This is a genomic window from Bacillus sp. S2(2019), from assembly GCF_005144805.1.
Lineage (GTDB): Bacteria > Bacillota > Bacilli > Bacillales > Bacillaceae > Bacillus > Bacillus altitudinis.
Map to the genome: position 1 here is coordinate 396,343 of NZ_SWFL01000002.1, position 25,059 is coordinate 421,401.

At 40.3% G+C, this 25,059-nt stretch carries 22 protein-coding genes and 1 other annotated feature; of the genes, 11 read left to right on the forward strand and 11 right to left on the reverse strand.

Annotation, left to right across the window (positions count from 1 at the left end):
• Nucleotides 1-268: 268 nt before the first annotated feature.
• A complete protein-coding gene (locus FBF75_RS07190; RefSeq protein ID WP_008348197.1) occupies nt 269-514 on the reverse strand; it encodes a CsbA family protein in 246 nt (81 codons plus the stop codon).
• Nucleotides 515-800: 286 nt separating this feature from the next.
• On the opposite strand from FBF75_RS07190, the gene FBF75_RS07195 reads away from it, so the two are divergent.
• From FBF75_RS07195 to FBF75_RS07230, 8 genes are all read left to right on the forward strand, one after another.
• Nucleotides 801-3,326, forward strand: a complete 2,526-nt coding sequence (locus FBF75_RS07195) for a PEP/pyruvate-binding domain-containing protein (RefSeq protein WP_136944580.1) — start codon at nt 801-803, stop codon at nt 3,324-3,326.
• Nucleotides 3,327-3,416: 90 nt separating this feature from the next.
• Entirely contained in the window at nt 3,417-3,989 is a 573-nt protein-coding gene (locus FBF75_RS07200; protein ID WP_019743410.1) for a TetR/AcrR family transcriptional regulator, read from the forward strand.
• Between the two features lie 40 nt (nt 3,990-4,029).
• Nucleotides 4,030-5,364, forward strand: a complete 1,335-nt coding sequence (locus FBF75_RS07205) for an MFS transporter (protein WP_136944581.1) — start codon at nt 4,030-4,032, stop codon at nt 5,362-5,364.
• A gap of 268 nt (nt 5,365-5,632) precedes the next feature.
• Nucleotides 5,633-6,616 carry a YncE family protein gene (locus FBF75_RS07210; protein WP_019743412.1) on the forward strand — a complete coding sequence of 328 codons (984 nt, stop codon included), beginning with the start codon at nt 5,633-5,635 and terminating at the stop codon, nt 6,614-6,616.
• Complete coding sequence (locus tag FBF75_RS07215; RefSeq protein ID WP_024719907.1) at nt 6,613-7,299, forward strand: response regulator transcription factor; 687 nt, start codon at nt 6,613-6,615, stop codon at nt 7,297-7,299. Before FBF75_RS07210 ends, FBF75_RS07215 begins: the two co-directional genes overlap by 4 nt.
• Entirely contained in the window at nt 7,296-8,714 is a 1,419-nt protein-coding gene (locus tag FBF75_RS07220; protein ID WP_046526817.1) for a HAMP domain-containing sensor histidine kinase, read from the forward strand. Before FBF75_RS07215 ends, FBF75_RS07220 begins: the two co-directional genes overlap by 4 nt.
• A 148-nt stretch (nt 8,715-8,862) precedes the next feature.
• Nucleotides 8,863-10,974, forward strand: coding sequence for an ArnT family glycosyltransferase (locus tag FBF75_RS07225; protein ID WP_136944582.1), 2,112 nt, complete (start codon nt 8,863-8,865; stop codon nt 10,972-10,974).
• A gap of 31 nt (nt 10,975-11,005) precedes the next feature.
• On the forward strand, nt 11,006-11,998 hold the full coding sequence (locus FBF75_RS07230) for a glycosyltransferase family 2 protein (protein ID WP_008348213.1): 993 nt from the start codon (nt 11,006-11,008) through the stop codon (nt 11,996-11,998).
• A gap of 48 nt (nt 11,999-12,046) precedes the next feature.
• On the opposite strand, the gene FBF75_RS07235 is transcribed toward FBF75_RS07230, so the two are convergent.
• Nucleotides 12,047-13,396 carry an amino acid permease gene (locus tag FBF75_RS07235; RefSeq protein WP_136944583.1) on the reverse strand — a complete coding sequence of 450 codons (1,350 nt, stop codon included), beginning with the start codon at nt 13,394-13,396 and terminating at the stop codon, nt 12,047-12,049.
• 75 nt (nt 13,397-13,471) lie between these two features.
• Nucleotides 13,472-13,696, reverse strand: a binding site (T-box leader).
• 91 nt (nt 13,697-13,787) lie between these two features.
• Nucleotides 13,788-14,462: an NAD(P)H-dependent oxidoreductase gene (locus FBF75_RS07240; protein WP_045033987.1), complete on the reverse strand. Its 675-nt coding sequence runs from the start codon at nt 14,460-14,462 to the stop codon at nt 13,788-13,790.
• Between the two features lie 220 nt (nt 14,463-14,682).
• On the opposite strand from FBF75_RS07240, the gene FBF75_RS07245 reads away from it, so the two are divergent.
• Nucleotides 14,683-15,048, forward strand: a complete 366-nt coding sequence (locus tag FBF75_RS07245) for a winged helix-turn-helix transcriptional regulator (RefSeq protein ID WP_017357877.1) — start codon at nt 14,683-14,685, stop codon at nt 15,046-15,048.
• 9 nt (nt 15,049-15,057) lie between these two features.
• Here the strand turns inward: FBF75_RS07245 and FBF75_RS07250 are convergent, their stop codons facing one another.
• The 3 genes from FBF75_RS07250 to ctpB form a co-directional block, all read right to left on the reverse strand.
• Nucleotides 15,058-16,245, reverse strand: a complete 1,188-nt coding sequence (locus tag FBF75_RS07250; RefSeq protein ID WP_240688361.1) for a PDZ domain-containing protein — start codon at nt 16,243-16,245, stop codon at nt 15,058-15,060.
• Nucleotides 16,246-16,313: 68 nt separating this feature from the next.
• A complete protein-coding gene (locus tag FBF75_RS07255) occupies nt 16,314-16,667 on the reverse strand; it encodes a swarming motility protein SwrAA (RefSeq protein WP_007500014.1) in 354 nt (117 codons plus the stop codon).
• Between the two features lie 344 nt (nt 16,668-17,011).
• Entirely contained in the window at nt 17,012-18,460 is a 1,449-nt protein-coding gene (gene ctpB / locus FBF75_RS07260) for a carboxy-terminal processing protease CtpB (protein WP_072367409.1), read from the reverse strand.
• Nucleotides 18,461-18,613: 153 nt separating this feature from the next.
• On the opposite strand from ctpB, the gene FBF75_RS07265 reads away from it, so the two are divergent.
• Complete coding sequence (locus FBF75_RS07265; RefSeq protein WP_017368130.1) at nt 18,614-19,354, forward strand: sulfite exporter TauE/SafE family protein; 741 nt, start codon at nt 18,614-18,616, stop codon at nt 19,352-19,354.
• A 48-nt stretch (nt 19,355-19,402) separates the two neighbouring features.
• On the opposite strand, the gene FBF75_RS07270 is transcribed toward FBF75_RS07265, so the two are convergent.
• The 5 genes from FBF75_RS07270 to FBF75_RS07290 form a co-directional block, all read right to left on the reverse strand.
• Entirely contained in the window at nt 19,403-20,665 is a 1,263-nt protein-coding gene (locus FBF75_RS07270; RefSeq protein WP_046344577.1) for a murein hydrolase activator EnvC family protein, read from the reverse strand.
• A 114-nt stretch (nt 20,666-20,779) separates the two neighbouring features.
• Nucleotides 20,780-21,670 carry a permease-like cell division protein FtsX gene (gene ftsX, locus FBF75_RS07275; RefSeq protein WP_024719915.1) on the reverse strand — a complete coding sequence of 297 codons (891 nt, stop codon included), beginning with the start codon at nt 21,668-21,670 and terminating at the stop codon, nt 20,780-20,782.
• Entirely contained in the window at nt 21,663-22,349 is a 687-nt protein-coding gene (ftsE, locus tag FBF75_RS07280) for a cell division ATP-binding protein FtsE (protein WP_008348229.1), read from the reverse strand. The genes ftsX and ftsE overlap by 8 nt, the downstream gene beginning before the upstream one ends.
• 382 nt (nt 22,350-22,731) lie before the next feature.
• Nucleotides 22,732-23,061, reverse strand: coding sequence for a cytochrome c551 (gene cccB / locus FBF75_RS07285; RefSeq protein WP_136944584.1), 330 nt, complete (start codon nt 23,059-23,061; stop codon nt 22,732-22,734).
• Nucleotides 23,062-23,109: 48 nt separating this feature from the next.
• Nucleotides 23,110-23,958, reverse strand: coding sequence for a YitT family protein (locus FBF75_RS07290; protein ID WP_017368132.1), 849 nt, complete (start codon nt 23,956-23,958; stop codon nt 23,110-23,112).
• A 189-nt stretch (nt 23,959-24,147) separates the two neighbouring features.
• Here FBF75_RS07290 and FBF75_RS07295 point away from each other — a divergent pair, with 189 nt between their 5' ends.
• Entirely contained in the window at nt 24,148-24,882 is a 735-nt protein-coding gene (locus FBF75_RS07295; RefSeq protein ID WP_136944585.1) for an alpha/beta family hydrolase, read from the forward strand.
• Nucleotides 24,883-25,059: the final 177 nt, after the last annotated feature.

Here is a 25,059-nt window from a genome sequence, read left to right on the forward strand (position 1 = left end):
GAAATCTATCTAATGAATATATTATCATAAAAGAACACAAAAATACGAACTAAAGTTCGTGTCTGACTTGATTTTTATTTCCAATACAACCATACCCTCTCTGCCGTGGCTCATAACCCTCTAAAGAAACCTTCCTTTCAGTATGGAACATTTTGGAGCGAGATATTCGATCAGCAGAAAAACCACAAAAAAGAAAGCTGCACTCACTAGAAATCGTAAGCACAGCTCCTGTATCAAAAACATTTTCTTTTCATCAAGAGGGATCACATCAATGATGTTTTTCAGCCTTCTCTCTTTTTTCGACTTCTTTCTTGGCCATAAACAATGCCCCGGCCACTAAAGAAATAATATCTAATCCTACGATAAAGTAGGTTTCTGTATAGCCTTTCATATACGAAGCAAATAAAAGCGCTGCTGTTAATGCAATGCCAACGTAATGATTATAAGTAACCTTTGAAAATAAAATAACGAGCAAGAAAGGAAAAACAAGTGCAAATATGGCTTTTGTAATCACAAAAACCCTCCCTCTACATGGTCTACTCCCTTGATTATAGTAAAGATTGGCATAATGAACAATTCACAGTTTTCGATTTTAGCTTTTTTTCTTCTCGGGTGAAGACTTTTGATATAGATGAGGAGGAAAATTAGTGAAAACGTCCCCTTTCTAAAGATAGGTCTTTACGTCTTTGACAGTTACATCCAATAAATTCTATGATGAAAATGATAGTGCGCACTATCATTTAAAAAAAACAAAAAGAGACAAATGAAACCATTGGCTATTTGGATAAGGGGGCATTCCCATGTATTCAGTATTATTTCATGCGGCTGAAGAATCCGCATCACTCGCAGGGGCAAAAGGCGTGAATTTAATTAAATTAAACAATCACGGACTGCCAGTTCCAGATGGATTTATTATTAAAACGAACAGCTTTGCAAGCTTTCTTTCATATCACAATTTCCATCCAACTGATCAAAACCTTGCCCGAAAAATCACAGAAGCTTCGTTTCCTTCACAAATGGAGACAGAATTACTTTCATCCTTTCAATCATTGTTGAAAACATATCCATCCGTTGCAGTGCGATCCTCTTCTGTTGCGGAAGATCTCGAAGGCGCCTCCTTTGCAGGTCAATACGAGACCTATTTAAATATCAAAAAAAATGAAGAATTCTTGCAAGCCGTCAAAGAATGTTGGTCGTCTTACTTCGCAGCAAGAGTCACAGAATATAAGGAAGAGATGATTGAGAACGAGGAAGAGATGCCGCTCATGGCTGTTGTTGTACAAGGATTGATCCATTCTGACATCTCTGGTGTCATCTTTAGTGAGAATCCTGTATCAGGAAAAACAAACGAAGTCATGATGACTGCAAGCTATGGACTAGGAGAAGCCATCGTCTCCGGCCTTGTGACGCCAGATACATTTATTGTAAACAAAGAAACGTACTCTATTGAAAAATCACTAGGAACAAAAGAAGTGCAAATTGTCCCCTGTCAAGAGGGCGTCATTGAACAACCCGTAGGTGAGGAGATGGCTGGCCAATTTTGTCTTCGAGATGATCAATTGATCCAAATCACGAAAATGACAAAACAAGTAGAAGAACTTTATGGACATGGAGTAGATATCGAATTCGGCATGTCAAATGGTACTTTTTATTTACTTCAAGCAAGACCGATTACTGCTGCTTTTACCAATACAGCAAATGGCTCCTCAGGTGCAGCCTTTCAAATGAAACCTGAAGAGCTGCAAGACTTCTGGATCTCAATGGACGATCATATGCCTGGACCCACAAGTCCTCTTTTTTCAAGTTTGATCATACCTGCTTTAAAAAACGGGATGAAGAAAAACGGAGAGAAGTATCAAGTACCAGACCTTAATATTAAAGATATCAAGCTTTATAGAGGCCATTTGTATTCTTCACCGTCTATGCCAGAAGCGTCAGCTGAACCAGTTTTTGACGAGAGTCTATTCGAACTGTTTCCTCGTTTAAGCGAAAGAATGTATCACATTTTAGAGCAAGACTTGTTCCCATTATACGAAAAACTTGATCGGCAAATCACTCAACCGCTAACAATTGAGGAAGCCATTAATGGCTTTCAAGAATTAAAGGAGATTTATCTAAGAGCGTATGACGACCATTTTGATATTGTCATACCTCAAGTCATTCTATCAGCGATCATTGAAGACATGCTTGTCACATATACTGGGGATCAAACACAAGTCGTTCTGCTGCATGAAATGATGATAGGTGTGATGAACAAGTCTCTTGAAACAGATCAAAAACTATCTCACTTGGCAAAAGACGTTCTTCAAGATTCCGAGCTTCTTCAGGCATTTAAAGATCATTCAACGAATGCTGAACTATTATTTGCCCTCAATCACACAGATAAAGGAAAAAACTTCATTTCCGACGTAGAAGCTTTTCTCCAAGTCTATGGTTGGCGGTCTGTTAAAAGCCATGATTTCACAGAGGAAACATGGGTGGAAAATCCTGAATTTGTCTTGGACATCATTAGAAACAACATTCGGAACCAATCTGATTTTGATGAAGAATTTGCACAAGCCGTGATCAAAAGGCAAGAAACGTATGAACAGTTTATCAGTCAAGTGACAGATAAAGCGTTTAAAACAAAATTTGAGGAACTTTATCATTTTGCACTCCATGCAGCCAATATTCGAGATGATCATCACTTTTACATTGATGCCATGTTAGATGCAAAAGCGAGACTCTATCTCTTAAAAATTGGTGAACTTCTTGTTCAAAAAGGAGCGATCCCTCATCAAGAAGACCTTTGGTATCTTTACGATGATGAAGTACTCAATGCGCTCACAACTTCGACCACATACGATTCGATCATTCAGCAAAGAAAAATTGAAATGAAGGAAAATGAATCCATCCAACCACCAGCTTATACAGGAACGCCTTCTGAAGCTGAATTACAGCAAGTAGAAAGAATGCTCGGTTCGCTAAGGGAAAATGAAAACAACACAGACGATGCAATCTATGGAATTGGTGCATCTAGCGGCATTACTTCTGGAAGAGTCAGAGTCATTACATCTGCTGATGAATTTTCACAATTTGAAAAAGATGACATTTTAGTTTGTAAAACAACGACACCTTTATGGACCAGCTTATTTAGAGACGCAAAAGCAGTCATCACCGATTCTGGCGGCATTTTGTCCCATTCCGCTATTATCGCTAGAGAATATATGATACCGGCTGTCCTAGGTACACGGATCGCAACTGAAAAACTAAAATCCGGTGACCTCGTGACAGTAGATGGAGCCAATGGGCGTATCCAGTTATTAAATCAGCATTCACGGGCATAGTCGTCACTGTTTGAATCATATTGGCGGTCACAGATTTTATCGGTATACTTACTTTGTTGCAAACACATTCATAACCTGAGGTGAGTATGCTTGTTAAAATCAACAAATCAACGGATCATTCGCGCAACAATGGAATTATTGTCTGAAAAGGGCTATCAAAAAACAACGACAAAAGAAATTGCGACAAAAGCGAATGTAAGTGAAGCGACAATTTTTCGTAACTTTAAAAACAAACGCGGCGTGATTGCTGCCATTATGAAAATGAAATCAACACCGACCAAAACCCTTGAAGCAGAATTTAAAGACGATTTATACACCGATTTAAAATTTCTCGGTAGCTATTTCCTTGAAGATTTGACTTCAAAAAAAGAATTTATCTATATCAGCATGAGAGAACCCGCTATGTTTAAAGATTTAACAGACCATGAAAAAATTTATCCTCAAGAATTGAGAGACATGCTGATTCATTATTTCAAAAAAATGAGTGCTCAGCATCGTGTATTAGAAGGAAAAGAAGACATCTATGCAGATATATTTATTAGCACGTATTTTGGCTTTTTCATTCAACAGCTAGAGCAAGACATTCAGCTTGTTTTAACAAAAAAAGAAGACTTTATTGAGACATGCACACACATTTTCATGAGAGGAATTTCCCCCACTTAATTGGGTGAAATTCTTCTTTTTTACAAAGGTGGTAAACACATTGAATCTTAAAAAAGAGAACTTGATCATTTATTCTTTGCTGCTTGGAGCTATTTTAGTTCCAGTCAATTCAACCATGATCGCAGTCGCTCTATCATCTATATCAACTTATTACGAACAATCCATATCAAACATTACTTGGGTGGTCACGATTTATCTAATTGTCATGGCAGTCACTCAACCTATTGCGGGTAAGCTGGGAGATATATACGGCCACCGCAGCATGTATTTAGCTGGTGTGATACTCTTTTTGATTGGCTCCATTGGATGTGCTTTCGCACCTAATCTTGCTTTTCTTATTAGCTTCCGATCAATTCAAGCGGCAGGCGGAGCTATATTAACGCCGAACAGCATTGCTTTAATTCGTGCAACAGTATCACATGAAAAGCTTTCTAAAACTATGGGTTTTTTCGGTTTTGGAGCGGGAATTGGTGCCGCACTTGGACCTTTTATCGGCTCTATTCTCATTCAGAGCTTTGACTGGCATTCCATTTTCCTAGTGAATATACCATTTTTGATTCTCACACTTGTGACAGGCGTTTTTATGATTCCGAAGATGAAACATACACGTTTACAAGCCAATGTAGATATCATCGGTTCGTTATACTTAACAATCGGGATCGCCACACTCATTTTGTTTACTAAAAGCCAAGTATTAAACGAATACATGATCTATGGCGTTCTAGCGGTCATTTCCATTCCTTTATTTTTCAAACACGTACGGAAAGTTACAAATCCCATCATTGATTTGACACTATTTAAAAACAGTACTTTTACGAACGCTAACCTTTCTATCATGCTTAGTAATTTTGTGATGTACGCGATTCTTCTCATCATGCCGCTGTTTATGGAGCAAAAACTCGCGCTTTCTCATACACAAAGTGGGATTTTCCTTTCGATCTTTTCACTCTGTATGTCTATTAGTGGATTACTCGGAGCAAAGCTCCATCCAATAAAAGGTGCCAAAAAAATGATTCGATTTTCATTTCTATGCCTTACTTTATCCGGTGTTATGCTTATCACACTAAGCAGCTACCCAAATTTACCACTCCTTATCATCACATTAGTCGCTGGGGGGATCTCATCAGGTATTGGCATGACTAGCATGCAGATGGCTTCTTTAACATCTGTTGATCAGAGTTTATCCGGCTCTGCATCTGGGATTTTTTCTACCTTTCGTTATTTCGGAAGTATCATTTCATCTACTTTAATTGGTATATTAAGTGGTTTTCAATCTTTATTTATCGTATTAATGGGCGCAGGTATTCTTGGTTTCCTCCTCTCTCATCGTCTAAAAACGAAACCCACTTCTCATTCATCTGAACACTCTGCTTAATGACTTCCTTCGCTCTATTTAGGGCGGGGGAGCTATGATTATTTGTTACTGTAACCGATTATGGATACAATGATCAAACTGTGAAAACGAGCTTTTACTCATGAAAAAATGTCATATGAATAAACGAAAATGAAATTTCAGCTTTCATTTACCTCTACTTCCCCACCTAAAAACTTCTTTTCATATCTTCCAGCATTCATAACTTCGATTTTTTTTCACAATTTTTATGTTATGCTTTTTGAAAATAGAGCACCAAAGGAGCAGAAGGATGAAACGAGTGAAATATTTTTTAATATGCTTGTCAGCTCTACTATTTTTCCTAGCAGGCTGCGGAAAAGACCAGCAATTTACGCCACCTGGCAGCTCTCAATCAATTGCTGTCATTTCTCAACTAAAAAAAGCCTCCTTTTCAATCGTTGATTTACAAAAAAATAAAATTGTCTCTTCCGTTGATTTAAAACATCCTCTCACTGATCTTGTTCACATCAACAAAGATGTGATCATTGCATCAAGTAAGGAAGGACAATCTCTTATAGAAATCAATTTAAAAAAAGGAACAGCAGCGGACTATATGGATGTGAATAAAGGTCTGACTTCACTTGCGTATGATGCGGAGACCAACACTTTACTTGTGACCGATTCAGAGAAAAATGTCGTTTATTTTATCGATACAGTGCACAAGAAAATAAAAGCAACTGTGAAGACCGGGACATTACCCTCTTCTATGGCGTTGTCTTCTTCAGGAACGTTGTTTGTTTTAAATGCAAAAAGTCATTCTGTTTCAGTCATTGATATTGAAAAGAAAAAAAAGATACGAACGATTTCCGTCCTAGAACGGCCATCTGGCATTCATTTTGATGGGCATTCCATTTGGGTTGGAGGACACGGTAAACCGGGCACATTAAATAAGAGCATTTTTGCTTACGACCCTAAAACAGGTAAAAAACAGCGAGAAATCAAACTAGGTGTTATGCCAGTCGCATTTTTTCCAGAAAAAAACTCTTCTACTTTATATGTATTATGTCATGGAGACCATACACTATATAAAGTAAATACCGAGAAAAACAAACTGCTTTCCTCTGTTGAGACCGGTCAAAATCCGAATTATATCACTGCTGATTCCTCATCTATATATGTCAGTAACTTAGATGACAATTCAGTATCCGTCATCGACAAACATACATTCATGTTGAAGAACCGACTGAACATCCCAGCAGGACCTTATGCTATCATGTTGGAGGAAAAGAAATGAAAGAACAGATGAATATTTTAATAGTAGATGATGAATTAGATATGCTTGAGTTAATCGGATCCTTTTTGCAGAGACAAGGCTTTCACGTGATAACTGCAAATAATGGCACGGGCGCCTTACATCAGCTTGAAAAAGAGGCCATTGACCTTGTTGTATTGGATATTATGATGCCAGATATGGATGGATTCGAAGTCTGCCAGCGCATCAGGCAAACCTCCCAAATCCCCATTTTATTTTTAACAGCTAGAAGTTATGAAGAGGATCGCATTAAGGGGCTGGAAATTGGAGCAGACGACTACATCATGAAGCCTTTTAGTCTACGTGAGCTTGCAGCTAGAATTGAAACGACATTAAGACGAATTAGAGGTCTTTCTTTAAAGCGCAGTCGAATCATGATTGGTGACTTGGAGATCGATCAAGACGGCAGACAAGTCTATCTCAAGCAAAAGCCCATCAATTTAACAAGAAGAGAATTTGATTTACTTATGTTTCTTCTTCTCAATCAAGGCCAAGTCTTTTCCCGTGAACAGCTCTATCAAAAATTGTGGGAATCACACTCACCTAGTGGCTCTTTAAGAACAGTCGATACACATATTAAAACACTAAGACTGAAATTAAAGGAAGCGGAACGTTATATTAAAACCGTTTGGGGTGTCGGCTATAAGTTTGAGGAGGACAAATGAAGCCATTATCTATTAAAAGGAAAGTGCTTTTCTTAATCCTTTCAGTTATAGGCATCGTTGCTGCCTCAGCTCTTGCCCTGACTTATTACTTATACCAGCACTTATATATAGATAAACAGATTGACTCTTTAAGTTTACAAGGAAAGAAACTGGCAGAAATCTATCACAAACACGGGAAAGACACATATTTTACTGACAGAATGAAGTGGGCAAATGACTCAAGTCAGGCAAGTGTTATTTTTACTGATGATCCTATGGAGCTTTCAAGCGGTATTCCTTTTGATACGAATACAAACGATAACCTCATTACGTTTAAAGAACGCCAAAAGCTTCTTCAGGGGAAAACAGTTGTGTTAATTAGAGAACACCCCCAGTTTCATCAAGATATTCTCGGGATTGCCATCCCTGTGTTCTCAAACAAAAATGATTTATCAGGAACCATTTTCCTCTCTATGCCTTTATCTGATGTGTATGAACCGTTTGTTCAAATTCGATTAACGCTTGGCATCTCTATTTTAATTATCCTGCTTTTGATTTTCTTTATTGGATATAAAAGTTCTAATAAAGTCGTAAGGACGATCAATCAAATGAAAGAAATTGCAATGGAAATGGAATCTGGTGATTTTTCAAAACGCATGGCTGTGACCAAAAAAGGGGATGAGTTAAATCAGCTGAGCCGTTCCTTTAATAAACTGTCCTCTACCTTAGAAAAAGTTGAACAACATCGCAGAGAGTTCCTTGCCAATGTCTCCCACGAACTGAGAACGCCTTTAAGTTATATGAAAGGCTATGCTGAAGGAATTGAAGAAGGCATTATTGATCAAAAGAAAGGCATGCAGATTATTCAAGACGAATCCACACGATTAAGCCGGCTCGTCCATGACCTTCTTGATCTCGCACAGTTAGAGGGGGAATCTTACCCACTAACGATGGAACCAATCGTCTTTGCGCAGCTTATTCATGATGTTCTTGATCAAATGACATTCATTACTAGTCAAAAGGGAATCTCGTTCAACCGAGAACTCGAAGAAGATTGTATTATTTATGGTGATAGCGATCGACTTGAGCAAGTCGTTCGTAATTTATTGGACAATGCCATCCATTACACGCCATCAGGAAAATCGATTTCGATTGAATTATTCGTTCACCAACAAACTGCTGAATTGAGAATCACAGATGAAGGCAGCGGAATTCCAAAAGGAGATCTCCCTCATGTTTCTGAGCGTTTTTATCGAGTGAATAAAGCCCGCACAAGAAAAGATGGCGGCTCTGGTCTTGGACTAGCCATTGTTTATCAAATTATAAAAAAACATCGTGGCACGTTCGTTCTTCAATCTGAACAAGGCCTAGGTACGACCGCTGTTATACAATTACCAAGTGCAGAGAGCACTGAAACTCCGCCTGTCTCCTCATAAAATAAGATGACATCTTAAACAAAACAGCTCTTTTCTAGAGCTGTTTTTATTCAACAGAAAAATAAAGAATTGGCCTTTTTTTATTAACATTTTATTCATATTTGCTTGTTACACTTTTTTCAAGTTAAGAAAAAGGAGTGACAAGCTTTTGATTAGACGCTTTCAGAAATTTGATCTTTATTTATTTTTCATATTGATTTTATCTGCCATTTTAAACATTTATAACATTTGGAACGACGATACGGTGAACGCTTATTATACAGCGGCGGTCACAAGTATGATGCAAAGCTGGCATAATTTCTTCTTTGCTTCGTTCGATCCCTCAGGTTATGTCACGGTGGATAAACCACCGCTCGCCTTCTGGCTGCAAACGATCAGTGCCAAAATTTTCGGCCTGCATGGCTGGAGTGTGATCTTACCCCAAGCTTTAGCTGGCATTGGATCTGTTTATTTAATCTACCGCCTAGTCAAACCTACATTTGGCCAGGCTGCAGCAAGACTGTCAGCACTCATTATGGCGTGTACACCAATCGCAGTTGCTGTATCTCGTACAAATAACATTGACAGCTTACTCGTCTTTATTCTTTTACTCGCAACAGCCATGATGTTCAAGGCTGTGAAACAGCAGAAAGTGCTTTGGGCGATTGCTTCTTTTGCAATGATCGGTGTCGGTTTTAATACAAAAATGCTACAAGCGTATATGATTGTACCGGCTCTCGTCCTGTTTTACATCATTGCCTATCGAACGACATGGAAGAAAAAGTTGTTATCGCTGATGATTTCAATGATTGTTCTTTTAGGTGTATCTGCTTCATGGTCTATAGCGGTTGATCTCACTTCCAAAGACAATCGTCCTTATATGGGATCAAGTCAATCGAACTCAGCACTAGAATTAGCCTTTGGTTACAATGGTCTGCAGCGGTTGACTGGTCAACAGTCTGGCGGAGGCGGCACAAATCAAGGTGAGGGACAGCCACCTTCACAGCAGGGTGATCAGCAAAATGACAATGATTCATCCACCATGCCTCAGCCGCCATCAAATGGAACTCAAAACAACTCAGACAATTCAAACCAATCATCCAGTCAGGAACAGCCTTCAATGCAAGGACCACCAAGCAATGCAAACGGCACAACACCACCTGATATGCCTTCAGGCGGTAATGGTGATGGACCGCCAAATGGCGGGGGCGGAAAAATGGGAAATGGTTCTGGCATGTTTGGAACAGGAACAAAAGGGCCATTACGTCTGTTCCAATCTGAACTGTCCGATCAAATCAGCTGGCTGCTTCCATTTGCGCTCTTCGGTGCGAATGGTATCTTCTTCTCGACAGCCTTTGAAAGAAGACGCCTCAATACAAAACAAAAAGAAACACTATTTTGGTTAGCTTGGCTTATACCTGTTGCTGCATTCTTCAGTGTAGCTGGATTTTTCCATCACTATTATTTAATCATGCTGGCACCGCCAATTGCTGTCTTAGCAGGAGCCGGATGGGTTTCTATGACTCAATTGTTTCAAACGGGAACTGGCTTTAAAAAATGGCTACTGCCAATTGCGATATTCGTCACAACCGCATTTGAAATCTTTATCCTATCCACTTTTACAAGCACGATCGGTCTTGGACTAAGCATTGCAGTCGGTATCATTGGTGTTGGAACCACCCTTTCTCTACTCTTGATAAAAGGGAAAGAAAAACTAAAACAATTCATGTCTCTCATTGCCATCCTTGGGATGCTGATCGCACCACTATACTGGGCAAGCACACCTCTTCTTTACGGAGGAAACAGTATGCTGCCAGAGGCTGGTCCTCAGCTTGCAACTTCAAGTGGCAGCATGAGTTCACAAGTCAATGAAAAGCTGATCAGCTATCTTGAGAAAAACAATACGGGAGAAGAATTCCTATTCGGGACAACAGATGCAACCACTGCTTCGCCTTACATTATTAAAACAGGAAAAGCTGTTATGGCATTAGGTGGATTTAGTGGATCTGATAACATTCTCACGCTTAATGAATTCAAACAGCTCGTTAAAGACGGCAAAATCAAATACTTCTATCTTTCTGGTATGAGAGGCGGCAGCTCTGACATTCTTACTTGGATTCAAAAAAATGGCAAAGAAGTAACTGCTTCTAAATGGCAGAATAGCTCTACATCCAAAACGAACCAGCAAACAGGCAGCCAACAATCCGAACAAAATGATCAGTCAAATGGACGAATGGGCGGAATGGAGAGCGGTACTCTTTATGAACTATCCGTTGATTAATTCATCTATTAAAAGGGAGGAACGATGACTGATGGAAAAGAACATACAATACTCTGTTGTAGTCCCAGTGTATAATGAAGAACTTGTGATCCATGAATCGTATCAGCGCCTCAAGACCGTCATGGATTCGACGGGAGAAGCATATGAGCTTCTCTTCGTCAATGACGGCAGTATGGATCGAACAGCTGAACTGATTAAAGGGTACTGCCAGACTGATCCGCATGTGAGACTTATTGATTTTTCTCGTAACTTTGGGCATCAAATTGCCATTACAGCGGGAATGGATTATGCAAAGGGAGAAGCTGTCGTAGTGATTGATGCGGATTTACAAGATCCACCTGAATTGATTTTAGACATGATTGAAAAATGGAAGGAAGGCTATGAGGTCGTATACGCGGTCCGCACGCAACGAAAAGGCGAAACAGCTTTCAAAAAGTACACGGCTTCCCTTTTCTACCGAGTGCTACGTCAAATCACCGAAGTAGATATTCCTATTGACACCGGCGACTTTAGATTGATGGATCGTAAAGTGTGTCATGAAATGAGAAAAATACGCGAGAAAAACCCATTTGTCCGCGGATTAGTGAGCTGGGTTGGCTTCAAACAGATTGCGGTAGAATATGTTCGGGATGAGCGGTTGGCAGGAGAAACAAAGTACCCTCTCAAAAAGATGCTCAAGCTCTCGATGGATGGGATCACATCTTTTTCTTACAAACCTTTAAAGCTGGCCAGCGTGGCAGGCATTGTCCTTTCAGCTATTGGCTTCATTTCGATGTTTCTTGTCTTATATTTAAAGCTTTTTACTAACAGCACCATCACCGGCTGGAGTTCATTAATTGTCATTCAGCTATTCTTTAGCGGGATCATCCTCTTTATGTTAGGCATGATCGGAGAGTATATCGGCCGAATCTACGATGAAGCCAAGGACCGGCCGCTTTATATCGTCAGGGAGAGCTATGGCCTTCAGGCAAAGCCACATCCCGTTCAATCCCCTGTCCATTTCAAGCAATATAAACAGCATTAAAAAAAGCGTGCGAGACCCTTCAGAAGGTCCTGCACGCTTTTTAATAAATTAGACGGCTGTTTCAAACCGTTTTCTGTTAATAAAGAAAGAAAGTGTAATGATTAAATAAATGCCCATTGTGACCAGCGTTTGAACAATTGGTGTATTGAATACAACGCCGACAAAAATGGCCATGATCGCAATAACGGAAAACCACGTTGTGAAAGGATACAGCTTCACGCGATATCCGCCTGGCTGTGCGATGCTTCGAGATTTCAAATGACCGACGGCAATGATAAACCAGATGAATAGAACTGTGTAACTTAAAGAGCCCATCAAGTAATTAAACGTTTGACTTCCTACAAAAAGAGAAATCAATACAGCTGCATACAAAGTAGATGTACATACAAGGATGGCTCGAACAGGCACCTGCTGTTTTGACAGCTTGGAGAATCCTTTCCATACACGGCCATCCATTGCCTGTGTATAAAGCACCCGTGATGAAGCATACAAGCCAGAGTTCATAGAAGACAAAATCGCTAGTAAGATAATGCCGTTCATGATGTCACTGGCATACGGTACTCCGATCGTTGCAAACACTGTCACAAATGGACTTACTTGCTCATTGTTTACTTGATTCCAAGGGATTAAGCTGACAATGATAAAGAACGGCAGTACATAAAAACCGATGATGCGTACAAACGTACTTTGAATGGCCTTTGGTATGACTTTTTCAGGTTTTTTTGTTTCTGCTAAAGTGACCCCAATCATCTCCGTCCCACCATATGAATACACGACAACCAGCATTGCTGCAATTAATCCGCCAGTACCATTTGGGAAAAATCCACCGTGATCCGTTAAGTTAGACAAACCAGGTGCTGCATGCTGTCCGAATGAGACAAATAGCATGGTAAATCCAATGATAATAAATAAGATGATGACAGCAATTTTAATAGAAGCTAACCAATACTCTGTCTCAGCAAACATTTTGACTGAGCAAACATTAATGATTGTGACTACAAGTGAAATGATTAACACAAGCATCCAGATTGGCACTTGTGGGAACCAGTACTGAATAAAGATGGCCGACACAATCGCTTCTGCTGCAATGTTCAGCACCCACATCTTCCAATAGATCCAGTCTAAGAAATAGGCCGGGTACTTTCCTAACACAGGTTCAATCAAGTCACGAAATGTTCTTGCTCCAGGTCGTGCAACGGTCATTTCGGCAAGTCCTTGCATAATAAATAATAAAATAAGACCACCAATCATGTATGCCAAAATGACAGCAGGACCCGCAATATCAATGGCAGAACTGCTTCCTTTAAACAGACCAGCACCGATGGCACCGCCAAGCGCAAGCATCATAATATGCCTTGATGTCATTGTTCGTTTTAACTGCACATGTTCCTTTTCCATTTTCTATAGCTCCTTTAAATTTGAATCTTCAGACAAATATGAGATAAAAGCATATAAAAAGGCCAGCCATCTCCTGGAAGAGACGACTGACCTTGCAACCGCGTTACCACTCTTATTAATTCAGCCATGGCTGAATCCAACTTAAAACCCGATAACGGAGGTCACACGTAAAGACTTACTATTCATTCAGTCTTACCGCTCTTTGAGCGAGTTCAATGATTCGTTTTACTGCGTTGCACCGACCCGCAGCTCTCTTAAAAAACGGATGTTCATTTACTATTCTCAAGTCAAAGCGTTTATAGTCAAATTTGTATATTCGTCAAAGATTTTATTTTTTAAATATACTGACTAACCACGCAATTGTCAACAGCCTTTTTCAGACAAACAGCGATTAACGAATCCAAACAGCTACTTCATCCATCGGGCGACGTGTTTTGCCGCGTTTTGGCTCAGTGACACGATAACCAAAGGCTGCCATGACAGAGATGTCGTATTGACCATCCTCCAGTAACCCTTCTTCTTCTAAGATACGATGGATGTGATCGTAGCTAAATCCTTCAACTGGGCATGAATCAATGCCGATCTGTGCCGCAGCTGTCATCATGTTACCTAAGGCAATATACGTTTGTTTTGAAGCCCAATCAAATAATGTACGGTCATTTTCTAGTAGATGAAGATCGTTCTCTTGAAATTCTCTGTAGCGCCCCTTGACCATTTCAAACGTTTCGTCTGTCATTCCTTTGATTTGCTTGTTGATGTATTCTGCATATGCTGAATCATAGCGGGCATCTGTTCTTGCCAAGATGATCACAAAATGGCTGGCAGTTGGAAGCTGCTTTTGCGCCCCCCATGTATACTCTTTTAATTTTTCTCTAAATGCTTCATTTTGAACAACGAGGAACTTCCAAGGCTCAAACCCTACAGAGCTTGGAGAAAGTCTTCCTGTTTCTAAAATAAATGCAAAATCATCCTCTGGAATCTTTTTCGCTGGGTCAAACTCTTTTGTCGCATGACGGAATTCATACGCCTCAATGATTTCTTTTTTTAATAGCTCTTTGTCTCGCATGTTATTCATCCTTTCTAATGAACAGGTGTGTTCCCACAATCCAATTTCTTTCCATTCCCTCATAGAAATTGTTATGATAGGAAAACAAACAACCCGAATGTGTGATGTCTATCTCTATGGTAAAAGAAAAACTTCCATTGATTCAAGTACGCACATTTTTGTTCGTTAGGTACAAACATGTTCGTTTATGACCATTTTCGTTTAAGAAAGGAATGTTGAGATGAGTGCACCATCCAATCCAGTCAGTATTGTGAATCATGGCTGTCCCGTGTCTATCACTACAAATGTCATCGGAGGGAAATGGAAAGGCGTCATCCTTTATCATTTGACTTGCGGTCCAAAGCGTTACAACGAAATACGCCGGCTTCTGCCAAGAATTTCGCAGCGTGTCCTGACGTTGCAATTACGAGAACTTGAACAAGACGGGATTGTTCACCGTGAAGTCTATGAGGAAGTTCCTCCTCGTGTCGAGTATTCACTGACTTCTCTTGGAAATACGTTAAAGCCCATTATCTTTGCCATGCGTGAATGGGGCGAATCCTATGGGAGAGAAACGCGCCCAAAAGAAAAAAGCTGCCATCTCTAGCAGCTTTTTTTAAGATGAAATCGCCGTTGGCTCTTGCTGTGGATCGTCCTTCACAAACAAGATACCAAGCTGGTGATGCTCCCCTTCGTAAGAGGCGCGTTTCTCAAATCTTGTCTGACCATTGAGACCAATGATCTCGAGCTTTGTCAGAGCACGGTTGGTTTGTAGTGCTTCATAAAATTCTGAAACGGTTTTGATCTCGATTCCATTGACCTTTGTAATCATTTCTCCGATCTCAAGCTTTAAATCAGCCGCAGGGGTATTCGGAATGATACCAAGCACCATAAGCCCTTGATTCCGCTTAGAGAAAAAGAATGGTGCAGCGTTGTCATTCACCCTCTGCTTCCATGATAAAAAGGCTCTTCCTGCAATCGCTAGAACAACAGCTCCCCACGCAATCGGCTCAAACCAAATACTTGCCGCACCTACTGCAGCAACAGCTAGACCGAGCATCATAATACGTCGTGACGTAATTTGAATACTCACAATTGGCAGCGATCCTTGAATACGCTGGCCAAAGCCGATGATGTACGGGATCACAATAAATGAAAAGCTTTGATCGTGCACTTGAAGCACAGGCCACCATGGCAGAGAAGAAGTCCATTCACCTGCCGGCATCAGCAAAACAAGTGGTAGAAGCCACAGACGGTTCGCTCGCTGCTGGCCGATCAAAAGTCCTCTCGCACTCATCACCATTGCAGGCGATGTACGTAAATGCGCCGTTCGATAGGCTAAGATGCCTTCGGTCATTAACAGTAGCCCTAACAGGATCACAACGGCTGATGCATTCATCATTGAAAGCTGCGGCAGCCAAGAATGGCTCACTTGAACAGACATCAGTCCAAATGCCGCAATAAAACTGAAACCGAGTGTGTATGCAGACGAAAGCGCACTCGCCTTAAAGAATAAAGAGAAAACGATGGTCATCGCTGCAATCAGCACGATGAATCCAGGCGGAAGGGAAATCCCTAAGCCTACAGATATGATCGATAGACAAATTCCTGGAACCCATCCCTTTGAATATGTAAATTTCAGTTCATCGTAAACATCTTCTATTCTTGTTTGAAACGCTTTTCTCTCCCGCTTTACGCGGATGTAGCCATATAATAGGCTGATTAATATCATAAAATAAAAAAGAGGATGGATTAAAAACAGACCGACCGCTTTTAATCCGGCTCCCATCCACTCCGAGCTCATTATCGTTCACCGCCCAAGTCAAGCATTTTCTCTTATTCTATCAAATAAATCGATGCTTGACATCAGGTTTATTTCTCCTGATTCATCCAAAGTGTGACATTCGACAGTGAAAAATCTTTTAAATAGTGATTTACATCTACATCTAGTATGCCGCCGAGAAGCTGCATGGACCTCTTGATGTCGGTTAAGTTTATACCAAGTCTCTTATGATTATCCATTAAATAATTGAAGTATATCTCAGCACAGTCTTCATCGATCTCGTCGACTGATTCTACCGTTGTGTAATTGACCAAGTACCTGCTTAACAGCATGAGTAGACTTAATGCCTTTGTAGCCGAAAACGTCACATCTTTCGTACGACTCTTAAGCTCCTCTACCAACTCGTAATATTTTTTCTCTCTCACAATACTTGCCCTTTTCAATTGTGTACCCCCATTTACTAGTTCTTTTAAGAAAAGCGCAAACCTCGGTACAGCTCAATGCTTAAGCTGAATATCCGCAAAAAATAAAATATTTAAAATGAGTGCTACTTTTTATTGTAAGAATTATTTATGTAACATACAACTTTCAAAAGTTTCATTTTCATGACATGTTTAAATCAACAGAAAGTCTCTTATATAAATATGTTATCGGGTAAATTCGAAGGAATGTTATGTTTTTTGTAAAATAAATGAATATATTTCTCGATATAATATATTTTTAAGAATAAATTATTACATGTTCGTAACACTTATGAACCAAAAAAAAGAGGCATTTATTCGCCTCTTTATTTTTTGAGATATAGTGCTTTTAGTGCAGTTTGCAGCTGAAGATCATTCTTTTCATAAGATTTCACTTCATCTACCATCTTGTTCATCATTTTCGCTGTCTTTAAATCAATCACGCCTGATTTTTCGAGATTGTATGTGCTTTGAAATGCGAGTACAGCCTTTTTCGTTTCTTCGTCAAAATATCCATCTACTCTGCCAGGGTCAAATGATAACCCTTTTAACAATGTCTGTGCTTGTCTGACTTCTTCATTGTTCATATCAAGCTGAAGCGGTTCTTTCAGCTGGAGCGGGCCAACGGTGAAGTAATCTGGTTGATGAATCGCAATGGTCGGCACAACGCCTTTTTTGTGAATCCAATTCCCTTTCGGTGTCAGCCACTTATACAGCGTTAATTTAATGTTACTTCCATCTCCCATTGGTACCGCCTGCTGCACAGTCCCTTTACCAAAGGAAACGTCACCTACCACTTCATACTTCCCTGCTTCTTTCATGGCACCAGCCAGAATTTCAGAAGCAGATGCACTTCCTTTATCAATTAAGACATTGATTGGGTATGGTTTTTGTTCTTTTCGTTTTGAAAAATATCGTTTTCGATCGCCATTCCGTTCTGCAATTTGAATATATGGCTGATCCTTTGTGATAAAATGTTTTAAAATGTCTTCCACACTTTGTAGATAGCCGCCAGGATTTCCTCTCACGTCCAGCACAAGGCCTTCCATGCCCTTTTTCTCGAGCTTATTCAAGCTTGCCGTGAAATCCTTCGCCGTATCTTCAGAGAAGCTAGAGATCGCAATATAGCCTGTTTTATGACCATTGACCTCTTTCATTGAAGCCGTTACGGTTTCAAGCGGGATTTCTTCTCGTTTGATATGGAATGTTAGCTCTTTTTCAATTCCATTTCGTCTGATTTTCAAGGCGACAGACGTTCCTTTTTTTCCTCTTATTTTCAGTACAGCATCGTTTAGGCTTTTTTCTTTCATCGACTCACCGTCAATGCTGATGATTTCATCTTTCGGTTTCAGACCCGCCTTTGCCGCAGGGGATTTTTTAAAGGCAGAGACAATGATAATCTTTCCTTCATCCATTCCAACTTCTGCCCCAATTCCTTCAAATGAGGAATCAAGTGAATCCGAAAATTGCTTTGCGGTTTGCTTGTCCATGTATACTGAATACGGATCATTTAAGGTTGAAAGCATTCCTTGAATGGCACCTTCAAGCAGCTTTTGACGATCCACTTCCTCTACATATTCATTCGAAATGAGGTCATAGGCTTTCTCAATTTTCTCCATTCCGTTTTCCTTCGCTCGATCACTTGATTGAGCTTGTCCAGCCACTGCAGCAGCCGCTTTCGGTGACTCCGCCTGAGTCGCCTCTTTATGCGTCACAACCCCTGCACTGATGATGAGAATGACACTTGCCATGATGGATGCGATTTGTTTTTTCATATTTGGCCTCCTTCTTCAACTCTTCCTGATGACCTGAGTTATTATATGCCAGAAGAAGGGATTTCATGTAAAGACATTCTCCTAAGGAGGCTTGACTAATCATTTCATTAGGTGTAATTTTTATTTTGTTACGATCGAGAAGGAGTCTTCGCTATGTATATTATATTGACGATGCTTTTATTAGGAATTTTACTAGGGTTTGTAGGAGCTGGCGGGGCTGGTTTTGTCATCGCATTGCTGACGTTAATCTTTGATGTACCAATCCATACTGCACTTGGGACATCTTTAGCTGCTATGGCATTTACGACTTTATCTGGTGCATACAGCCACTACCGGGAAGGAAATATCCAGCTCAAATCAGGTTTGATTGTCGGTGCACTAGCTTGTATTGCATCATTTGCCGGAGCAAAAGTGGCTCCTTTTATTCCAGAGGATAGCCTGCACTATTTAACAGCTGGTATGCTCTTTTTATCTGCTGTTTTTATGATGATCAAATTGTTTGTCCTAAAAGAAGATGCTGAGCAGCAGCCGCTTTCTTCACGCCAATTGCTGATCAGGGGCATTATATTAGGCCTTGTATCAGGGATGCTTTCAGGGATGTTCGGTATCGGATCAGCACCATTTATTCAAGTGGGGCTTTTGATTTTGCTGAAGCTGTCTATTAGACAAGCTGTTGGCACAACGATGCTAGTGATTATTCCAATCTCTATTGGCGGTGGAATTGGTTATATTTCAGAAGGCTATGTTGACTTTATCCTGCTCGTTCAGATCTTAATCGGTACCGTATTAGGAGCTTTTATTGGGGCAAAATTTACACGCCTTGCGCCGAAACCTCTCTTAAAATCCGCTGTGCTTTTAACACCTATTATTGCCGGATTACTGCTGTTATTTTAATTTCATCTACATGAAAAAAGCCGATAACATGCTGTTATCGGCTTTTTGTCAGCGGATATATTGCGCTGGATTGACTGCATTTGATTTCGCGCCATTCCATAATCCTTTATGAATTTCAAAATGAAGATGCTGGCCATAAGACTGACCTGTGTTGCCCATATATCCAAGGAATTGACCTTGCTCGACTCTTTGACCTGTTGACACACTTCTTGTTGAAAGATGAGCGTATACCGTTTGATACGTTTGGCCATTGATGTTATGTGTAATGAACACCACGTTCCCATAACTCGACGAGTAGCTTGAGTTCGTGACTGTTCCAGATGCGGCTGCAACGACAGATACAGTGCCTTTTGCAGCGATATCTAATCCGTAATGCTGTCCGCCAGAACGTCCGCCAAAGCCTGATGAGAAACGGCCTGCAGCTGGTTTAATGAAACCTGAGCTACTTGTTGGTGTATCTGACACTTGATCAGATCCTCCACTTGGTGCAGGTGCATTTTTTTCAGCAGCTGCTTGTTCTGCTTTCTTCGCTTCTTCTTTTTGACGGCGTGCCTCTTCAGACTTTACCGCCGCTTTTTGATTCGCTAAAATTTCTTGTTCATTTTCAAGCTTTCCTAGTTCATCATGTGCATGTTCTTTTTCTTCCGTTACATGACCAAGGACTTTTCCTTTTTCTTTTTGCTGTTTAGATAGGTCCTTTTTCAACGTTTCAAGCTCTTTCAAAGATGTTTCAAGTCCACTTAGCTGTTTATTTAGCTCTGCTTCTTTTTGCTCTACTAGCTCCAAATCATTTTCGTGTTCTGTAATCATGTCTTTATCTGCTTCGACGATGGTTGTAACAGCTCCCACACGACTGACAAAATCACTAAAGCTACGAGCACCTAGCAGCACATCTAAATAGTTGATTGTACCGCCACTTTTTTGCATAGAACGAATTCGATCTTTGAAAATCGCTTTTCTCTTTTCAATTCGCTCGTTGATGACTTCAATCTCTTTTTTTAGTTTTTTGATCTCTTGTTTCGTCTGTTTGACCTCTTTTTCTTTTTCAGCGACTTTTTCAGTTGCGGCACTTACTTTTTGGTCAATTTTTTCAATTTCTTGCTTGAGCTTTGATTCTTTCTTTTCAAGCTTTGCCAGTTCTGATTTCTTTTTCTTCAAGGTTGATTCAGTCTTCGATGTTTTCTCTTCAATTTGTTGACGTTTTTGATCTAGGTCTTCGTATGCGAATGCACGATTTTCGTTCCCTGGAATGTATAGCCACGTTGTTCCAATAAACGCTGCCATTCCAGCCATCATCAGCTTTCTTTTCAAAACGATATTCCCCTCCCATGACAACTGCCTGCATGAAGAGTCGACCGGATGAATTGGATCAACCGGTCACATCTTCTATAGAATCTTCGAGTGCTGCCATCAATATAAATAGATTTATACTTTCAAGAATTTACGGATGGACGTTAAACTTCCCCACACACCGATAATGGCACCGATCAATAGAAGGATCAGTGATACTTGATAGACAAACGGATTGTATGGAAGCATTGAAATAAATGAACCTTGTACCCTTGGTGCCACCCAGCCGACAGCATATTGATACGTGCCAAGCAATACAGCGATTGGTATAATCGAGCCAAATACACCAAGTAGTAATCCTTCGATGAAGAACGGCCAGCGGATAAACCAGTTCGTTGCACCTACTAGTTTCATAATCTCAATTTCTTTACGTCTAGCAAAAATCGTAATTTTGATCGTATTGGAAATCAAGAACATCGCTGTAAATAAAAGCCCAATAATAAGTGCGATGCCGACATTACGCGCCACTCCGACAACATTAAAGAGTCGGCTGACCTCTTCTTTTCCATAAGTGACTTTATACGTCCCTTTTAGGTTTTCTAATTTCTTCGCTACTTTTGGTGTATCGTGGGGATCTGTTGTTTTCACAATAAACGCATCATTCAATGGATTTTCTTGATCAACCAATCCCATAGATTGTCCATTTTCACCAAAGCTTTTAATCAGTGCTTTTAGTTCATCATCCTTGGATGAGTATTTCACATCACTGATTTCAGGAATCTTCTCAATTTCTGCTTTTAATTCATCCTGCTGCTTTTGATTCGCAGTTAAATCGATGAGAACTTTTACTTCTACTTCTTTCTCAGCGTTCGATGCCATGTTATTCAAGTTGAGCATAATAACAAGAAAAACCCCAACTAAAATCAATGTGACAGTGACCGCACTAATTGATGCAAATGTCATCCACGTGTTTCTTCCAAGTGAACGGAAGCTCTCACGTAAATGCCGCGAGAGAGTTTTAATCATAAATTCCGTACTCCCCTCTTGCTTCGTCACGCACAATCATTCCATCTTCGATCGCGATGACGCGTTTCTTCATGCTGTTTACAATCTCTTTGTTGTGTGTCGCCATGACGACTGTTGTTCCGCGGTTATTAATCTCTTCGAGTGTCTTCATGATTTCCCATGAAGTATCTGGATCAAGGTTTCCTGTCGGTTCGTCTGCAATGACAACCTCAGGATGATTGACGATCGAACGAGCGATCGATACACGCTGCTGTTCACCGCCGGAAAGCTGATCTGGAAATTGACGAGCTTTGTGCTTTAATTGCACCAAATCAAGTACCTCAAGCACTTTTTTCTTAATAATACTTGGCTGTTCACCAATGACTTCAAGAGCAAATGCCACGTTCTCAAAGACCGTAAGACTTGGAAGTAGTTTGAAATCTTGGAATACTACGCCAATTTCTCTTCTCACATAAGGAATTTCTTTTTCCTTCATCGAGCCTAAATCTTTGTTATTAATTAAGATTTTCCCTTTTGTTGGTTTCTCTTCACGATACATCATTTTAATGAACGTGGATTTACCAGCGCCACTGGGACCAACAACATACACAAACTCTCCTGGATGGATAGAGACATTGATTCCATTGATCGCCTTTACGCCATTAGGATAGATCTTATAGACTTCCTTCATTTCAATCATGTAATCACCTAATCTTTTCTTATTCGCTGTCAAACAGCTTATCATGATGTTCTGACACTTCTCGTCAAAAAACGTTATGTATGGTCACGCACATACCATTCGATACGCACAAGCAATTTATGTCCTTTTCATCCAAAAAGATGAAAAAATTGAATCGTCTAAATTTCAACAACTCCAATTATACGTCATGAATCGACGCAATGGTATTACATTTATATTTCAAAACTTATAAATAAAAGGTAAATAGAGCAACAAAAACCGAAAAACGTGTCTTTTTACCCTTATTTTTTAAATAAAATTTAATATAATACGTTTTCATACTATCCAAAAGTCTTTTTCTACAAATAGAAAATAAAAAAACCTTGTCGATTAGACAAAGGTTTTATTTTTTCTCTGCAAGCCACTTGGCGACTTCTTTTGCTTGTTTTTCATCTACCATTCCGCTTGGCATAGATCCTTTACCGTTCTGGGCAATATCTGCAATTTGGCTTTCATTATATTTCTTCCCGACTTCTTTCAGGCTTGGGCCGCCTCCGCCAGATAAGTCTTTTCCATGACAGCCAATACAGTTTTGTTGATAAATCTCTTCACCACTGCTCACATTTGAAGCACTTTTACTGCCTTCTTTGTCACTGCTGCTTGAATTTCCTACACAGGCCGCAAGTACAAAAAGCATAGCGACAAAAAGAAGCGTTAATCCGCTCTTTTTCATGTATTTCCCTCCCTTACAATCATTTGGTCAACGTTATTATATCCTTGTTTACGCCCTTTTAAAACCCTCACCAAGCACCTCTTTTGCATCCATGACGATGACAAACGCTGATGCATCGATCGCTTTTACCACTTGTTTCAACTTTGTGAATTGTGACTGCCCTACAACACACATTAAAATAGGCCGGTCATGGTCGGTGTACCCACCTACTGCTGAAATCTTCGTTACACCACGATCAATTTGATCAAACACCGCCTGTCTGACCTCATCCTCATGACCCGTAATAATCATGGCCATCTTCGAGTGACTAAAGCCAGCCTGCACGACATCAATCGTCTTACTAGAAATGAACACTCCGATCACAGCGTACAGTCCTTCTTCAATCCCAAAAACAGTCATGGCCGCCAAAACAATCAAACCGTCCATCATCGCTAAACAAGTACCTAACGTCAGCCCTGTATATTTATTGATGATTTTGGCCGCAAGTGCCGTTCCTCCCGTTGAACCATTGCCGAGGAAAACGAGCCCAATTCCGATCCCAATCACTACACCGCCAAATATTGCGGCGAGCAGTGCTTCATGGGTGACAGGAGCAATGTGTCTTGTTAAGAACACCATTAAAGGTAAAAAAACAGAACCAACGAGCGTTTTTACCCCAAATGTTCCACCTAATAAATAAAAGCCTGCAATAAAGAGCGGAATATTGAGACCCCATTGAACATATGCAGCTTCAAAGCCGAATGATTGCATAATGGTACTGATTCCGCTCACACCGCCAGCAGCAATCTGATTTGGTAATAATAACGTATTAAAGCCAACCGCTACGATAGCTGATCCTATTAAAATGAGTAAATAATTTTTCACTTCAATCCAAAATTGAGAATGTTCCTGCTTCATTTCTTTCTTCCTCCGTTACTTCTGAATGCACACCTATTTTAAGCCCTCTCATTCGGATTGTAAATAACAGCCAAATGCAGTGCTAATGGATTAATACTTTATCACACAGCCGGATCAGCGTACTTGCCGTTTGGCAGAAGAGTAAATGATGGTATATTTAATATGTACATGAGAAAGAAGGGACATACGATGAAGAAAATACTGAAGATCACCGGTATTACATTACTTGCACTCATCATCTTAGCTTTTGGTGCTTTCTATACATGGAGCCGCTTTACATATGGACCATCGGAAGCGTTAAAAAAGCAGATGAACATTGAGCAGGTCGATCATAAAAACGGGGTATATTCATTTGAAGCATCGAAAAGCGATACTGGCATCATTCTCTATCCTGGGGCAAAAGTTGAACCTCTTGCGTATGCCTATCTTGGGAATGCGCTGATGAAGAAAGGCTATTCGGTCTTTATCCCAGACATGCCATTTTCCTTCGCAATATTTAATACGAAGAAAGCAGACGATATCCTCAAAAGTCATCCGGCCATCAAGCATTGGTGCATTGGCGGACATTCGCTAGGCGGAACAGCTGCTGCTATGTATGCAGAGAAAAATCAAAGCAAGCTGGACGGCCTCTTTTTCCTTGCCTCCTATCCTGCATCAGATGATTTGAAACAGGCTTCCTTGCAAGTATTATCTATTTCAGGCGAAAAAGATGGTCTCGCAACACGAGAAAAAATCAAAAAATCGAAAAAGCAACTGCCTTCTCAAACGGTGTATCATGAGATAAAAGGCGGTAATCATGCTCAATTTGGGATGTATGGCAAACAAAAAGGGGATCAGCCTGCAGACATTCCAGTCCTCACGCAACAAAAAGACATCGTTCAGACGATGCTGGAATGGGTAAAACCAGCAAAAAAGCTCCCGTAATGGGAGCTGCCAGATTGTTGACAAAGGGCTAAAATGAACTTGATTTTAGCCCTTTGTCTTCTTTTCAGCGTGATAGAAAACCTTTGCAGTCTAGGAAGGACGAGCATCGGCGCGGAGCGAATTTGACATTCGTGAGCACCGAAGCGCAGGACTGACAACGAATGCGAGGGTTTGTCT